The 15,392-nt window shown below is 61.6% G+C and carries 18 protein-coding genes; 12 read left to right on the top strand and 6 right to left on the bottom strand.

What is annotated here, in order from left to right:
- A partial coding sequence (locus IFT98_RS20950) for a hypothetical protein (RefSeq protein WP_206758021.1) occupies positions 1-206 on the top strand: 206 nt, incomplete at its 5' end.
- A gap of 84 nt (positions 207-290) precedes the next feature.
- The gene (rhtA, locus tag IFT98_RS07365) at positions 291-1,172 is read left to right on the top strand and encodes a threonine/homoserine exporter RhtA (protein ID WP_192047895.1); all 882 of its coding nucleotides are present in this window, start codon (positions 291-293) and stop codon (positions 1,170-1,172) included.
- 9 nt (positions 1,173-1,181) lie between these two features.
- Here rhtA and IFT98_RS07360 read toward each other — a convergent pair whose 3' ends face one another.
- Together IFT98_RS07360 and IFT98_RS07355 are read right to left on the bottom strand one after the other, a co-directional pair.
- A complete protein-coding gene (locus tag IFT98_RS07360) occupies positions 1,182-2,990 on the bottom strand; it encodes an aminopeptidase P family protein (RefSeq protein WP_192047894.1) in 1,809 nt (602 codons plus the stop codon).
- A 141-nt stretch (positions 2,991-3,131) separates the two neighbouring features.
- Positions 3,132-3,695: a helix-turn-helix domain-containing protein gene (locus IFT98_RS07355; RefSeq protein ID WP_122794778.1), complete on the bottom strand. Its 564-nt coding sequence runs from the start codon at positions 3,693-3,695 to the stop codon at positions 3,132-3,134.
- Between the two features lie 190 nt (positions 3,696-3,885).
- Here IFT98_RS07355 and IFT98_RS07350 point away from each other — a divergent pair, with 190 nt between their 5' ends.
- From IFT98_RS07350 to IFT98_RS07325, 6 genes are read left to right on the top strand one after another with little or no spacing between them, the layout of a single operon-like run.
- Positions 3,886-6,804 (top strand): monovalent cation/H+ antiporter subunit A, encoded by a 2,919-nt coding sequence (locus IFT98_RS07350; protein WP_192047893.1) that lies wholly within the window; start codon positions 3,886-3,888, stop codon positions 6,802-6,804.
- Entirely contained in the window at positions 6,804-7,148 is a 345-nt protein-coding gene (locus IFT98_RS07345; protein ID WP_043186251.1) for a Na+/H+ antiporter subunit C, read from the top strand. The genes IFT98_RS07350 and IFT98_RS07345 overlap by 1 nt, the downstream gene beginning before the upstream one ends.
- Entirely contained in the window at positions 7,145-8,824 is a 1,680-nt protein-coding gene (locus tag IFT98_RS07340; protein ID WP_192047892.1) for a monovalent cation/H+ antiporter subunit D, read from the top strand. Before IFT98_RS07345 ends, IFT98_RS07340 begins: the two co-directional genes overlap by 4 nt.
- Positions 8,821-9,309, top strand: coding sequence for a Na+/H+ antiporter subunit E (locus IFT98_RS07335; RefSeq protein ID WP_122794781.1), 489 nt, complete (start codon positions 8,821-8,823; stop codon positions 9,307-9,309). Before IFT98_RS07340 ends, IFT98_RS07335 begins: the two co-directional genes overlap by 4 nt.
- Complete coding sequence (locus tag IFT98_RS07330) at positions 9,306-9,584, top strand: K+/H+ antiporter subunit F (protein ID WP_049858721.1); 279 nt, start codon at positions 9,306-9,308, stop codon at positions 9,582-9,584. The genes IFT98_RS07335 and IFT98_RS07330 overlap by 4 nt, the downstream gene beginning before the upstream one ends.
- Positions 9,581-9,949: a Na+/H+ antiporter subunit G gene (locus IFT98_RS07325; protein WP_122794782.1), complete on the top strand. Its 369-nt coding sequence runs from the start codon at positions 9,581-9,583 to the stop codon at positions 9,947-9,949. Before IFT98_RS07330 ends, IFT98_RS07325 begins: the two co-directional genes overlap by 4 nt.
- Before the next feature lies 1 nt (position 9,950).
- Here IFT98_RS07325 and IFT98_RS07320 read toward each other — a convergent pair whose 3' ends face one another.
- Both IFT98_RS07320 and IFT98_RS07315 read right to left on the bottom strand, forming a co-directional pair.
- A complete protein-coding gene (locus IFT98_RS07320) occupies positions 9,951-10,967 on the bottom strand; it encodes an ABC transporter substrate-binding protein (protein ID WP_192047891.1) in 1,017 nt (338 codons plus the stop codon).
- A gap of 70 nt (positions 10,968-11,037) precedes the next feature.
- Positions 11,038-11,505, bottom strand: coding sequence for a hypothetical protein (locus IFT98_RS07315; RefSeq protein WP_122713642.1), 468 nt, complete (start codon positions 11,503-11,505; stop codon positions 11,038-11,040).
- A gap of 511 nt (positions 11,506-12,016) precedes the next feature.
- Between IFT98_RS07315 and IFT98_RS07310 the strand changes: the two genes are divergently transcribed.
- Positions 12,017-12,253 carry a DUF2789 domain-containing protein gene (locus IFT98_RS07310; protein WP_122713643.1) on the top strand — a complete coding sequence of 79 codons (237 nt, stop codon included), beginning with the start codon at positions 12,017-12,019 and terminating at the stop codon, positions 12,251-12,253.
- Between the two features lie 21 nt (positions 12,254-12,274).
- Here the strand turns inward: IFT98_RS07310 and IFT98_RS07305 are convergent, their stop codons facing one another.
- A complete protein-coding gene (locus tag IFT98_RS07305; protein WP_122475798.1) occupies positions 12,275-12,679 on the bottom strand; it encodes a TraR/DksA family transcriptional regulator in 405 nt (134 codons plus the stop codon).
- A gap of 298 nt (positions 12,680-12,977) precedes the next feature.
- On the opposite strand from IFT98_RS07305, the gene IFT98_RS07300 reads away from it, so the two are divergent.
- Positions 12,978-13,622: a YceH family protein gene (locus IFT98_RS07300; RefSeq protein ID WP_192047890.1), complete on the top strand. Its 645-nt coding sequence runs from the start codon at positions 12,978-12,980 to the stop codon at positions 13,620-13,622.
- A gap of 8 nt (positions 13,623-13,630) precedes the next feature.
- Here IFT98_RS07300 and IFT98_RS07295 read toward each other — a convergent pair whose 3' ends face one another.
- Positions 13,631-14,449, bottom strand: a complete 819-nt coding sequence (locus IFT98_RS07295) for a shikimate 5-dehydrogenase (RefSeq protein ID WP_192047889.1) — start codon at positions 14,447-14,449, stop codon at positions 13,631-13,633.
- A 183-nt stretch (positions 14,450-14,632) separates the two neighbouring features.
- Between IFT98_RS07295 and IFT98_RS07290 the strand changes: the two genes are divergently transcribed.
- Complete coding sequence (locus IFT98_RS07290) at positions 14,633-15,016, top strand: hypothetical protein (RefSeq protein WP_192047888.1); 384 nt, start codon at positions 14,633-14,635, stop codon at positions 15,014-15,016.
- A 112-nt stretch (positions 15,017-15,128) separates the two neighbouring features.
- Complete coding sequence (locus IFT98_RS07285; protein ID WP_192047887.1) at positions 15,129-15,317, top strand: hypothetical protein; 189 nt, start codon at positions 15,129-15,131, stop codon at positions 15,315-15,317.
- Positions 15,318-15,392 lie beyond the last annotated feature (75 nt).

Below are 15,392 nucleotides of genomic sequence, written 5' to 3'. Positions count from 1 at the left end.
GAATTCTACAGCGTTTCAAACCGCTGTCAACTGCCTTTTTCACCGCTTCCGACCTTGAAGATCGAAACCCCTCCGAGCTCTCTGAAACGGCCAACTCATTGATTAACAAAGAGTTTATCGTTTCGGCTGCGCCGGAAGTGGGGCGAATTATAGAGCGATTCTGGCGAGCGTCAATAGCCAATACGGATAAAGTTCAAGAAATATAAAATGGGCAATATATTGCTCATTTCATCCGCCTTGGCCATGATACGCCGCACGCATGCCTTTCACATCTGCCAAGTAGCCGACACATGACTCCGCCTTCGCTGACCACCAAGCTCTACCCTATCGCTCTTCTTATTATAGCCATGGCGTCCATCCAGACTGGTGCCTCGCTGGCCAAGGGCATGTTTCCCTTGATAGGTGCACAAGGTACGACAGCATTGCGCCTGATCTTCGCCAGCCTGTTCATGCTGGTACTGCTGCGCCCATGGCGCGCCCGACTGACCTGGACGACGCTGAAGACCGTGATGATCTACGGTATCGCTCTGGGCTGCATGAACCTGCTCTTCTATATGTCGCTGCGCACCGTCCCGCTGGGGATCGCCGTGGCCCTGGAGTTCACTGGGCCGTTGGCGGTAGCCATTCTGGCTTCGCGCAAGGCTGTGGATTTTGCCTGGGTCGCTCTGGCAGTCGTCGGGCTGCTGTTGTTGATACCCATGGGCGAGGCCGAGGCCGGACTTGATCCGGTCGGCGTGTGTTATGCGCTGGGTGCTGGCGTGTGCTGGGCGTTGTACATCCTGTATGGCCAGAAGGCCGGCGCCGACAATGGCGTACAGACTGCCGCACTGGGGGTAATGATCGCTGCGGTGTTCATCGCGCCGATCGGCATCGCGCATGCGGGCACCGCTTTGCTCGACATAGCGCTGATGCCGACCGCCATCGCCGTGGCAATCCTGTCCACGGCGCTGCCCTATAGCCTCGAGATGGTCGCGCTGACACGCTTGCCGGCCCGCACCTTTGGCACGTTGATGAGCATGGAGCCGGCCATTGGCGCGTTGTCGGGGCTGGTGTTCCTGCATGAAGTGCTGAGCACTACCCAATGGTTGGCAATTGGCGCGATCATCATGGCCTCTGTCGGGGCCACGTTGACCATTCGTGCTGAGCACGCTCCTGCCGTGGCCGCCGACTGATCTGGCTTTTCAAACCGGCAGCGTACGGTCGCGCAGCCATTGCAAGGAGACGCCTGCCAGCAGCGGTGCCACTCGCCGTTCCACTTCGGCATGGTAGTCGTTGAGCCATCGGCGCTCTGCTGTCGACAACGCGTGAACATCTATGCAGCGCGTATCGATCGGGCATAGCGTCAGGGTTTCGAAGTCGAGGAACTGGCCAAAGTCGCTTTGCCCGGCTTCGCGGGTGAGGACCAGATTCTCGATACGCACACCCCAACACCCGGGACGGTAGGTGCCCGGTTCGATCGACGTGATCATCCCCGGCAGCATGGCCGTCTGCGGTGTCGTCGCGGCTTGATAGGCGATGACTTGCGGCCCTTCGTGGACATTCATGAAATAACCCACCCCATGACCAGTGCCGTGCCCATAGTCGACCTGATCGGCCCAGATCGGCGCGCGTGCGATGGCATCGAGCAAGGGTGAAAGGATTCCCTTGGGAAAAGTGGCGCGTGACAGGGCGATCATCCCCTGCAGCACTCTGGTGCAATCCGCGCGCTGTTGCGCCGTTGGCGTACCGACCGGAATCATCCGGGTTATGTCGGTGGTACCGCCCAGGTACTGTCCGCCAGAGTCGATCAACAGCAGACCGTCACCCTCGATCACGGCATGAGCCTGTTCAGTGGCGCGATAGTGCGGCATCGCGCCGTTGGCGTTGAACGCCGCGATGGTCGAAAAGCTGAGCGAGACGAAGTTGGGCCGACGTGCGCGCGCCGCCGTAAGCTGCTCGTCGATGGTCAACTCGGTTATCCGTTCACGCCCCCAGGCGCCCTCCAGCCACGCGAAGAACTCGCAGAGTGCTGCCCCGTCCTGCTCCATGGCATGGCGGATATGCTCCGCTTCGGGTGCAGTCTTGCGCGACTTGCTCAACGTAGTTGGATTGAGTGCTTCTACCAGGGCCACACCCGTCCCGAGGTTTTCGATGATGCCAACGGTGACGCGAGCCGGATCGAGCAAAAGCTTCTCGCCTACCGGTACAGCGGCAAGGGCCGACGCGATATCGGCGTATTCGCGAACCTCGATGCCGTCCTGCGCCAGGCTGTCACGCACGGCGGTATCAACCCTGGACCCTGCCGTGAACAAGGTCGCCGAACGCTCGCCGATCAAGGCGAATGCGACGAAGACCGGGTTGTAGGGAACGTCCGACCCGCGCAGGTCAAACAGCCAGGCGATGTCGTCAAGGGTCGCCAATAGGTGCCACTGAGCCCCGTGCGCCTGAATCTGCTCGCGCAGTGTCTTCAGTTTTTCACCGCGCTCGCGCACGGCGTAGGGTGCGGCGTGTGCGTAGACCGGTTGCACCGGCAGTGCCGGGCGATCGGGCCAGGCCTGGGCGAAAAGGTCGGTATCGGTACGCAGTGACGCACCTGTTCGCTGGAGCTTTTCTCGCAACTGCCGTGCGGCGGCAATTGCCATGACCGCGCCGTCGACTGCAACCGTACCGCCTGCGCGCACCTGAGTACCCAGCCAATCCAGTGGACCGGGCTGCCCGGCGATCAGCTTGACCAACTCGATGCCGCTGTCGGCGAGTTCGACCCGTGCCTGCTCCCAATAGCGGCTGTCGGCCCAGAGACCGGCGAAATCGGGGGTCACGATCAGGGTTCCGACCGAGCCCTGGAACCCGGACAACCATTGGCGGGCCTGCCAGTGCTCCGGTAGGTATTCGGATAGATGCGGGTCCGCCGAAGGTACCAGCAAGGCATCTATGCCCTCGCGGAGCATGAGCGCGCGCATGTGGCGCAAGCGCTCGGCAACAGGAAAGCTGGCGGAAGGTGTCAGGCTCATTCGGGCTCCGGTTCGGGTGCTGGATCTTGTAGGCGGATCTTGTAGGCGGATAATGGCGAAGGCAGCTGCGCGGGGCAACCTCGGGCAAGGACGCTTCTTACCTCTCGACACCTTGGCGGTCACCTTGCAGCCTCGAGGCGTTCAGATGACGACGTTACGGACGAAGCGGACAGCCGTTTCGCTGTCGTTGCGGTACGCGTAGGGTTGATTGCTTGGGTAGACGAAAAACTCACCGGCCGCCAGTTCGCGGGTGCGGCCCGCCAATATGACGGTGAGGCGTCCCTCGCAGACGTAGATCTGCTCGCTCCAACCCTCGGCGTCCGCCTCCGATGCGTAGGATTCGCCAGGCTGCAGCAGCCATTCCCAGAGTTCCACCTCCTTGCTGGCCACCGTACTGGCCAGGAGCACAGCCCTGCTGCCCGGCAAGGTGCCGACCCACGCCAGCTCGTTGATACGGCTGGGGTCGCGGTTCTCGCCGGGCTGGATGAGGTCGCTGAAGGCAACATCCAGCGCTTGCGCGACGCGATCCAGGGTGGTCAGGCTGACGTTGTTGTCACCGGCTTCGATGGCCACCAGCATGCGGCGGCTGACTCCGGAGTGTTCCGCGAGAGCCGCCTGGGAAAGTCCGGCGGCCTGACGCAGGCGGCGCACGTTGTGGCTGACATGCTGAAGCACCGAAGCCTTGGAACTGGGGTCTTTGACCAAAGGGATTCGCGCTCGCTGTGAGTAGCCCCGCTGATCGACACAATCCTGGCGGAGCAAACGGTGGTAAAAATTTGTCATAAAAAAACAAGTCGTTACAGCATGCCTGTACGATTCTGCCACAGCTTGCGGGTTGGTGATCACCCAGTGACCCCGTATGATCGTTTTCAATATTCCTGCAGATTAGAAGCCTATGTCCTTGATAGTACTATTGCTTCTGCCCTTCGTAGGCAGTTGCGTGGCAGCCATTCTGCCGCACAACGCGCGCAACGCCGAGTCGCTTCTGGCTGGACTGGTTGCCTTGATCGGCACGGTACAGGTAGCCATGCTGTATCCGCAAATCGCCAACGGCGGTGTGATACGCGAGGAATTCCTCTGGCTGCCCAGTCTCGGGCTCAACCTGGTGCTACGCCTGGACGGCTTCGCCTGGCTCTTTTCCCTGCTGGTGCTGGGCATCGGCACGCTGGTGGCGCTCTATGCGCGCTACTACATGTCCCCGCAGGATCCCGTACCACGCTTCTTCGCCTTTTTCCTGGCCTTCATGGGCGCCATGCTTGGTCTGGTGATCTCCGGCAACTTGATCCAGATGGTGTTCTTCTGGGAACTGACCAGCCTGTTCTCCTTTCTTCTGATCGGCTACTGGCATCATCGCGCCGATGCCCGCCGCGGCGCCTACATGGCGCTCATGGTGACCGGCGCGGGTGGCCTGTGCCTGCTGGCCGGGGTGCTGCTGCTGGGTCATATCGTCGGCAGCTACGACCTGGACAAGGTGCTAGTGGCGGGCGACGCCATCCGCGCACATGCGTTGTACCCGGTCATGCTGACCCTGGTCCTGCTGGGCGCGCTCACCAAAAGCGCACAGTTTCCGTTTCATTTCTGGCTGCCCCACGCGATGGCAGCGCCAACGCCGGTTTCTGCCTATCTGCACTCGGCAACCATGGTCAAGGCCGGGGTGTTTCTGCTGGCCCGGCTATGGCCATCGCTGTCGGGAAGCGAACAATGGTTCTGGATAGTGAGCGGTGCGGGGGCATGTACCCTCGTGCTGGGCGCCTATGCGGCGATGTTCCAGAACGACCTGAAAGGCCTCTTGGCCTACTCGACGATCAGCCACCTGGGCCTGATCACCCTGCTGCTCGGCCTCAACAGCCCGCTGGCCGCCGTGGCGGCGGTGTTCCACATTCTCAATCATGCGACGTTCAAGGCGTCGCTGTTCATGGCAGCGGGCATCATCGACCACGAGAGCGGCACGCGGGACATACGCCGCCTGAGCGGTCTTTTCCGTTTGATTCCGTTCACGGCCACGCTGGCCATGGTCGCAAGCGCATCCATGGCAGGTGTGCCATTGATGAACGGCTTCCTGTCCAAGGAAATGTTCTTTGCCGAAACGGTCTTCATAAGCTCCACCGCCTGGGTCGAGATCGCCCTGCCAGTGGTGGCAACCCTGGCCGGTATCTTCAGCGTTGCCTATTCGCTGCGCTTCACGGTAGACGTCTTCTTCGGGCCGAAAGCGACCGATCTGCCCCACGTTCCCCACGAGCCACCGCGCTGGATGCGTGCGCCAGTGGAATTACTCGTGCTGACCTGCCTGGTGGTCGGCATCTTTCCTGCGCAATCGGTGGCGCCTTTTCTTGCCGCAGCGGCATTGCCGGTGGTGGGCGGTGAGCTGCCCGAATACAGCCTGGCGATCTGGCACGGCTGGAACGCGCCGATGGTCATGAGCCTGATCGCAATGGGCGCAGGGGTGCTGCTGTATGTACTGTTGCGCAACCAGTTCCGTCACGGTCGCCTGCGTTATCCACCGGTGATCGAACGCTTCAATGGCAAGCGCCTGTTCGAGCGTTCGCAGGTAGTGATGATGCGGCTGGCGCGAAGGGCGGAGCTGATGTTGACGACTCGACGCCTGCAGGCGCAGCTGTTCATGCTGGTGCTGGTAGCGGTGCTGGCAGGCATGGCGCCGATGCTGTACAGCGGCCTGAGCTGGGGTGATCGACCTAAAATCCCGGGGTCGGGTGTCTTCGTGATTCTCTGGTTGATTGCCATTGCCTGCGCGCTAGGCGCGGCCTGGCAGGCGAAATACCACCGATTGGCCGCATTGACCATGGTCAGCGTGTGCGGGCTGATGACGTGCGTCACGTTTGTCTGGTTCTCGGCACCCGACCTGGCGCTCACGCAACTGGTGGTCGAAGTGGTGACCACGGTATTGATATTGCTGGGGCTGCGCTGGCTGCCTCGGCGGATCGAGGAAGTGGCGCCGTCGCGAGCCACCCTGGACCGCGCCAAGCTGCGGCGTCTGCGCGATCTGGTGCTGGCCCTGGTCGTCGGCGGCGGCATGGCGCTGTTGTCCTATTCGATGCTCACTCGTGCCACACCCAACTTCATTTCCGAGTTCTATCTGAGCCGTGCCCTGCCCCAGGGCGGCGGGACCAACGTGGTCAACGTCATGCTGGTGGATTTCCGGGGCTTTGACACTCTGGGCGAGATCACGGTCCTTGCGGCCGTGGCGCTGACCGTGTTCGCCCTGCTGCGGCGCTTCCGCCCACCCAAGGAAAGCATGCAGTTGCCTGCGCAGCAGCGCTCACTGGCGCCTGACGTGGTCACCGACCTCATCAACCCACGTGGCGCGGATGACACGGCGCTGGGCTTCATGATGGTTCCGGCGGTTCTGGTCCGCCTGTTGCTGCCGGTGGCCGTGATCGTGTCGATGTATCTGTTCATGCGCGGACACAATCAACCAGGCGGGGGCTTCGTCGCCGGCCTGGTGCTGTCGGTGGCGTTCATCCTGCAGTACATGGTGGCAGGCACGCAGTGGGTCGAGGCCCAGATGCGTCTGCGTCCGTTGCGCTGGATGGGCACTGGGCTGCTGTTCGCGACCGTCACCGGATTGGGAGCGATTGCACTGGGCTACCCCTTCCTGACAACGCATACGGCGCACGTCCACTTGCCGCTGCTGGGTGATTTGCATGTGGCCAGCGCGCTGTTCTTCGACATTGGTGTATTTACCGTGGTGGTGGGTTCGACCCTGCTGATCCTGACCGCCCTGGGTCACCAGTCGGTGCGCGGTCATCGCCCGTCCAGCCTGCCCAAGGGCATTGCCCCCAAAGGAGCCGTCTGATGGAAGAAGTGATTGCAATCGCGATCGGCGTCCTGGCTGCGTCAGGTGTCTGGCTGATCTTGCGTCCGCGGACGTTCCAGGTGGTCATGGGCCTGTGCCTGTTGTCCTACGGAGTCAACCTGTTCATCTTCAGCATGGGCAGCCTGTTCATCGGCAAGGAGCCGATCATCAAGGAAGGTGTGCCACAGGACCTGCTCAACTACACCGACCCCCTGCCCCAGGCACTGGTGCTGACCGCCATCGTCATCAGTTTCGCGATGACCGCGCTGTTCCTGGTGGTGTTGTTGGCATCGCGGGGCCTGACCGGCACTGACCACGTAGACGGCCGGGAGCCCAAGGAATGAGCTGGATGCCCCATCTGATCGTTGCGCCCATCATCCTGCCACTGTTCACGGCAGCGCTGATGATGCTGCTCGGAGAAAAACACCGCCCGTTGAAAGCACGGATCAACGTCATATCCAGCATTATGGGACTGGCGATAGCCTGTTACCTGATGTGGTGGGTGCAGGATCAAGGCCAGGCCAGCTCGATTGGCGTGTACCTGCCTGGCAACTGGCAGGTGCCATTCGGTATCGTGCTGGTAGTGGACAGGCTGTCGGCCATGATGCTGGTGCTGACGGGCATCGTCGGGGTCTGTGCCCTGCTGTTCGCCATGGCGCGCTGGGATCGGGCAGGCGCCAGCTTCCATGCGTTGTTCCAGATCCAGCTGATGGGGCTCTACGGTGCCTTCCTGACGGCTGACCTGTTCAATCTGTTCGTGTTCTTCGAAGTGCTTCTGGCCGCGTCCTATGGCCTGATGCTGCACGGTTCCGGCAGGGCGAGGGTGTCGGCAGGCCTGCACTACATCGCGATCAACCTGCTGGCCTCGTCGCTGTTCCTGATCGGCGCAGCGATGATCTACGGCGTCACGGGCACCCTGAACATGGCGGACCTGGCCTTGAAGATTCCGCTGGTGCCCGAGGCGGATCGCGGCTTGCTGCATGCCGGTGCGGCCATCTTGGCGACAGCTTTCCTGGCCAAGGCGGGCATGTGGCCACTGAATTTCTGGCTGGTGCCGGCCTACTCCGCCGCCAGTGCGCCGGTTGCGGCTCTTTTTGCCATCATGACGAAAGTCGGCTTCTACACCCTGTTGCGACTGTGGACCCTGTTGTTCTCCGGACAGGCCGGCGCCTCGGCGCACTTCGGTGGCCAATGGTTGATCTACGGTGGGCTGGCGACCATCGCCGTGGCCGCGGTGTGCATCGTTGCGGCGCAGCGCCTGGAGCGCATGGCCAGCCTCAGCATCATGGTTTCGGCGGGCATCCTGCTGGCAGCCATCGGTTTCGGGCAGAGTGGATTGATCGGCGCCGCACTGTTCTATCTGGTCAGCTCGACATTGGCGCTCAGCGCCCTGTTCCTGCTGGCCGAGCTGATCGAGCGTTCGCGCTCGGCCAACGAGATCCCTCTGGAGTACGATGCCGATCCGCTGCCGGCGGCAGTCGAGGCCTTGCATCCGCCAAAGGGCATCAACCTCGATGACGAGCAAAAGGCTGTGGTGGGCCAGGTGATTCCATGGACCATGGCTTTCCTGGGCCTGAGCTTCATTGCCTGCGCACTGCTGATCATCGGCATGCCACCCCTTTCCGGGTTCATCGGCAAGCTGAACCTGATTTCTGCACTGTTCAACCCGCAGGGTCTGGGTGTTGCCAGCGAGCAGACCTTGAGTGCGACAGCATGGGCCTATCTGGCGTTGCTGATCCTTTCCGGACTGGCCTCGTTGATCGCGCTGGCGCGGGTCGGCATGCAGCGCTTCTGGACGCCCCACGAGCGGCCTTCACCGTTGCTGCGGCTTAACGAATGCGTGCCGATCATGGTCTTGCTGGGGCTTTGCGTCGTGCTGGCGATGCGCGCAGAGCCACTGTTGCGGTACACGGCGGACACAGCGGCGATGCTCGATGATCCCAAGCAATACGTGATGACCGTGCTGGGTGCTCAGCCGATACCCAGCCCGACCGCTATCAGCCTCGAGGGTGAACCATGAGCCGTCTGCTACCCGCCCCCCTGCTGTCGATTGCCCTCGCCGTGTTGTGGCTGCTGCTCAATGTCTCTTTGAGTGCCGGGAACTTGCTGCTCGCCGTGCTGCTTGGTTGGCTGGCGCCGTTGCTGATGTCTCCGCTGCGGCCTCAGGCGGTGCGGATCCGTCGGCCCATGGTGGTGCTGCAACTGCTGCTGCGCGTGGGCGGCGGCGTGCTGGTTTCCAACCTGCAAGTGTTCTGGCGGGTTTGGACAATGGATGTTCGCGCGCCCCGTTCGGCCTTCATCGAGATTCCGCTGCACCTGCACAATGCCAACGGCCTGGCAGCCCTGGCGGCCGTCGCCACCGTCATTCCCGGGACCGTGTGGTCCGAGCTGGCGCTGGATCGCAGCGTGCTGCTGATGCATGTGCTGGATCTGGATGACGAAGCGCAGTTCATCAAGGAATTCAAAGACACCTACGAACGCCCGCTGATGGAGATTTTCCAATGAGCGCATTGTTGTCCAACGCCATTGTCGCGAGCCTGTTCATCTTTGCCTTGGCCATGTTGCTGACCCTGATAAGACTGTTCAGGGGGCCGTCGGCCCAGGACCGGGTATTGGCCCTTGATTACCTGTATATCCTGGCGATGCTGGTCATGCTGGTGCTGGGCATACGCTACGCCAGCGACACCTATTTCGAAGCGGCGCTGCTGATCGCCCTGTTCGGTTTCGTAGGCTCGTTTGCGCTGGCCAAATTCCTGCTGCGTGGAGAAGTCATCGAATGAACTCGGTACAGGTCCTGCCGTTCTGGGTGGAGGTGGCCACAGCCATACTATTGCTGGCCAGCAGCGTATTCGCATTCACCGGCGCCTTGGGGCTGCTGCGCTTCAAGGACTATTTTCAGCGCATGCACCCGCCCGCACTGGCGTCCACATTGGGCGCCTGGTGCGTGGCGCTGGCTTCGATCCTGTACTTTTCCTGGCTCAAGCACGGGCCAGTAGTGCATGCCTGGCTCATACCCATACTGCTGTCGATCACCGTGCCGGTGACCACGCTGCTGCTGGCCCGGGCCGCGCTGTTCCGCAAGCGTACTGCGGGGGAAGCGGTGCCTGCCGAAGTCAGCAGCCACCGCAGCGACAGTGGTCACTGAGTTATTTGAGGCTGGCGCTGACTTTGCTGGCGACGTCTTCAGGTAGCCACGCCTTCCACACGTCTGGATGATCCTTCATGAAGGCTTCGCTGGCCTGGCGAGGCGATGTGCGGGCTTCGCTCATGTCGGCCAGGGCCTTGTTCAATGGATCGATGGGCAGGTCGACCTTGGCGAAGAAGTCGACCAGTTGCGGATACTCCTGCTGAAACGCCTTCGACACCCCTATCGACAACTTCGAGGGCAGCGAACGGCTCGGCAGCGGCGCAGGGTTGTCGGCATCGGTCAGCGTACCCCAGGCCTTGGCATCGAACGGCGGCTCTTCGAGCTGGACAAGCTTGTAACGCCCCAGCAGCGGCGTCGGCGACCAATAATAGAAGAGTACCGGTTTGCCGCGGCGGATCGACGATGCGATCTCGGCATCCAGCGCAGCGCCGGAGCCCGAACGGAAATTGACATAGTCATCCGTCAGCTTGTAGGCCTTGAGTTTCTGCGCGTTGACGACTTCGGATGTCCAGCCGATGGGACTGTTGAGGAAGCGGCCCTTGTCGGGGCTTTCCGGGTCTTTGAAGACGTCCTTGTAGCGCGCCAGGTCGGCGACGCTGCGCAGCTCGGGCGCAAGCGGCTTGATGCCCTTGGCAGCGTCCCCCTTGATAACGTATTCGGGAACGAACCAGCCCTCGGTGGCACCCTTGACGGTATCGCCCACGCCAATGACCTTGCCTTCGGCTTCGGCTTTGACCCATACCGGGCTGCGTCCTGCCCACTCTTCGGCGATGACCTGAATGTCATTCTTGGCCAGGGCCGTTTCCAGGGTGATGGTCGTGCCGGGTTGGGTATCGGTCGGCAGGTCGTAACCCTTCTCGACGATGTAGCGCAGCAGTTCGGTGATGAAGCTGCCGCTTTCCCAGTTCAGATCGGCAAAATGTATGGGTGCCGGTTGCGCGTGAGCCGGGATGGCTGCGGTCGATAGCCAGAAGCCGGCGCCACAAGCAGCCAGCCAGGCACGTAGTCCTTTCATGCGGGGTTCCTCGGTAAACAGTCGATGACGAGAGTAAGTCACCTTACTGTAGCGCAGGTTCCCCGGGGTGTTACTCGCTGGCCTTGAAGGTCAACTCGCCCTTGCGCCACTTCGCCGCCTTGGCGGTTGCCGCCTTCAAGGTCTTGCCGAGGTTTTCCTCGATGCGCTCGTGGGCAGCGAACACCAGCATGACCGTCTGGCCTTCCTTGAACACGATGCCCTCGCCCTGCGCCATGCTGACGAAGGCATACTCGCCGAGCCCGTAGACGGTAAGCTTGATGTCGCGAAACTTGAGTTCGAACTTGCCACCTTCGCGGCTGGGCAGGACCGCGGCGCGAAAATGGTCGCCGACTTTGAGTTCGAGCCTGGGCTTGTCATCGACCACCAGGGCGGACTCGGTGTCGAGTTCGGCCATATAGATGCCTTCCGCGCTTTGTTCGGTGACATAGACAAAACGCGACTGAAAGAGTTTGACCAACTTCGCACGCAAGTCGCCGAGCACAAAGAGTGCGTGCATATCCAGATTACTTACTGCCAATGAAGAATCCTCAAATCGAAACACAGACTACCGAGCGCGGTTCGCGTGGTAATAACCTGAAGACGCGGGGAGCGCCGAACGGTCGGCGGCACGTGCAATGACTGCCGCCGACCTGCTAACGAAAGACTAAAGGATCGAACCTTGATCCGGGATGCGCAGCGTCGACCCTGCTGCAGGGAAAGTTGCCGATGACCGCGAAGGAAAAAGGCAGGCCTGGACATGTGTGGCTGAGCGGCGCCGGGGCTGTATCGAGCAACCGGCGACCAACATGATCCGGGCGATGATGCGCATGACGGTGATCTGCCGCGAATAGTACCGAATCGAACCCCGGCCTGGTCAAGAAGTTTGTTGCATGGCTGTGGCGCAGACGCAAAGCGGTGCACAGGCCAATGCCTATCGCCGTCCGTGCTGCAGACAAATCCGGCATCGCAAGCGAACTCTGGCGAGGCCCTCGCCTCAGATACTGGGTAACCTTTCAATCATGGCTGGAAACGGCCGCAGAGGAGTCATCATGGACCTGCCGAACCCAAGCCTTACTGGCCTTTTCGATCAACTGGGCCTGGCCAGCGACGAGGCCGATATTCAGAAATTCATTGCCGAGCATCAGCTGGATCAAGACACCAAACTGGTGGATGCGCCCTTCTGGAGTGAACAGCAACGCAACTTCCTGAAAGAAGAGCTGCACAGCGACGCAGAATGGGCGCCCATCGTCGATGAGCTCAACGTGGCATTGCATCCGCAGGCGTAAGGGATACCTGCGCCGGGGAGATCATGCCTGACGCTGATGCTTGTCGATCTGCTCGTGGCGCTCTTGCGCCTCGATGCAGTACTTGGTGGTGGGGCTGATCAGCAGACGCTTGAGGCCGATCGGCTCGCCACTGTCATCGCACCAGCCAAAGCTGTCGTCGTTGATCCGGCCCAGGGCCATTTCCAATTGCGGCAGCAGGCGCTGGTCGCGATCGATGACATTGACCAGCCAGTGACGCTCCTCTTCCACGGAGGCAGCATCGGCGGGATCGGCCGGCGTATCCAGGCTTTCGATGGCTACACGGCTCTGCTCGATGCGCTCCTGGGTCTCGATCTTCATGGCCTGCAACAGCTCGGTGAAGTAGGCCAGTTGCTCGGCGTTCATGTAGTCATCAGCCGGCATGGCCAGCAACTTTTCCTTTGTCATTGATTTCTCTGCAAACGAATAATGCGCTAGGGCAAAACGGGAAGCTCGCGACGCTGGAAGCGACGCAGGCAGAATTCTTCAAGCACCACAGGGCACATGGTCAAGAGGGGCGGCAGTCTAAGGCCGGTTTTGACGCGCAGCAACCCTAAATTTGGCGCCCGCCAGGGTGATGACTTGCCATCGCGCGCATCGCCGCGCCACAGGCGGCGGCAGGCAGCCGGGCAAGCGTCTTTTTGCGCGGCTTTTATAGCATACTGGCCGTCTATGATTGTCTGCGATGATTGCCTGGGGTTTCGCCATGAACGACGTTGAAACGACTGCCTCCGAACCACTGCAGCTCGATGCCATCGAGATCCGCGTGCTGGGTGCACTGATCGAGAAGCAGGCCAGCAATCCGGAAACCTATCCGCTGACGCTCAATGCGCTGGTGTTGGCCTGCAACCAGAAGACCAGCCGCGAGCCGGTGACTCAGTACACCCAGGGGCAGATCGGGCAGAGCCTGCGCGCACTCGAAAGCCGGCAGATGACCCGACTGGTGATGGGCAGCCGTGCCGATCGCTGGGAACATCGGCTGGACAAGGCGCTTGAGCTGGTGCCCGCCCAAGTCATTCTGGTGGGCCTGATGTTCCTGCGGGGGCCGCAGACTGTTGGCGAGCTGCTATCGCGAAGCGCTCGCCTGCACGATTTCGAGGACGCCGAGCAGATCGTGCATCAGCTGGAGCGGCTGATCAGCCGTGGTTTCGCTGTGCACGTGCCGCGCCAGGCTGGCCAGCGCGAGGATCGTTACTCCCACGCCCTGGGCGATCCTGCTGCCATTGACGCAATCATGAGCGAGCGTGCTGTGACACCCGAACGCGGCGGTTCGCGGCCTGGCGATACCCGCCTCGACGAGCTGGAGGCGCGCATCGCCGCACTGGAAGAGCGTCTGTCGAGACTGGAATGACGCGCTGATCAGGTGCGGGCGTACTCGGTTGCCAACCGCAGTTGCTCGGCCGTTGGACGCACGCCGGTGTAGAGCACGAACTGTTCCAGGGCTTGGATGGCAATGACCTCCAGACCGGTGATCACCGGTTTGCCCAGTTCGCCCGCGGCCTTGATCAATGGTGTCTGCCAAGGCAACGCGACCACATCGAATATCCGCTGCGCTGCTTCTATGGCGGCGGTCTCGAACGACAACTCGTCGGCCTGCTCGCCACCGGTCATGCCGATCGGTGTGACATTGACCAGCAATTGCGGGCGCGAATCGCCCAGCTCGGCCTGCCAGGGATAACCGCAGGCGTCGGCCAACGCGCGGCCGGTTTCGTAGTTGCGGGCGATGATCAAGCCATTGTGCAGACCAGCGTCGCGAAATGCCGAAGCCACGGCCTTGGCCATCCCGCCGCTGCCGCGCAGGGCAAAGGTGGTGTCGGGATCGACGCTGTGCGTGTCGAGCAGTTGGCGAATGGCCAGGTAGTCGGTGTTGTAGGCCTTCAGGTGGCCGTTGTCATTGACGATGGTATTGATCGACTCGATGGCCGCTGCCGATGCATCCAGCTCGTCCACCAGGGGTATGCAAGCTTCCTTGAACGGCATCGACACGCCACATCCACGGATGCCCAGGGCGCGCATGCCGCTGATGGCGGCGGGCAGGTCGCGGGTGGTCATGGCTTTGTAGTAATAGTCGAGGCCCAACTGGTCGTACAGATGGTTGTGGAAGCGCACCCCGAATGTTCCGGGACGCGCGGCGAGAGACATGCACAGGATGGTATCGCGACTGGGAGAAATGGACATTGGTGGCCTCCGGGCGGCGTGTTACGTATGAAAGCGGGCAGACGACGCCATGCCCTTACACAAAATTTACCCATGGACAGGGACGCTTTCGACTGATTTTTTGTCATAGTCGTGTCCCCGGCGAAATGCTCTGAACCTATCGCAGGTTCGGACGCCAGGGGTGCGAAACACGAGGAATCTATCATGATGCGTCAACTTCCCAAGATCGCTCTGTTGATCGGCTCGCTGGCGATGGCCAGCCAGGCCTCGGCGCACGGCGGCGGCTGGCAGGGTGCCGGGCCGGGAATACTGGGCGCGGTATTGGGTGCGGCCGTGGTCGGCGCGGTGGTCACATCCAATGCACCGCAGCGGGTCTATGTGGAACAGCAACCGGTGTATGTGCAAAGCCCGCCACCGGTGTATGTGCAACAGCCTGTCTATGTACAGCAGCCAGTGTATGTCCAGTCGCAGCCGGTGTATGCGCAGCCCTACCCCGTGTACGCGGCACCGCCGCCGCGTGGATACTACGGGCCGCCGCGTGGCTACTATGGGCCACCGCCGGTCTACTACGGCTCGCCACGCTGGTGAGTCGCGGCGCTGGGGCGTGATAGGGATTGTCGATGGTGACTATCGAGCAAGGTGATTTCTAACGTGCAGGTCGATTTCGTAAGGTGGTCGGCAGGAACCACGGAGGTCTCTCATGCCTATATTAAGAATCATGTCGGTAGTCGGCAGCGCAGTCCCGGAAAAGTTGCGCGACTTGGGTCTTCTGGCCTGCTGGTATGTAGTGCGCGACGGCGAGGCAATCAGTGGCCCGCTGCCCTCCCTGCCCCATGCCAAGCAAGCGTACGCCACGCTCAATGCGGCGCAGCACCACCAACTGGCCTGAACCACTGCGCGCTCTACAAAGCCCCGCTGTGCGGGGCTTTTCATTGGGCAGCAGGCTGGATGAGCTTTTCTTCAC

Source organism: Pseudomonas sp. CFBP 8770 (assembly GCF_014841705.1).
In the GTDB taxonomy this organism is placed as follows: domain Bacteria; phylum Pseudomonadota; class Gammaproteobacteria; order Pseudomonadales; family Pseudomonadaceae; genus Aquipseudomonas.
This window is presented reverse-complemented; position numbering and strand designations above follow the sequence as displayed.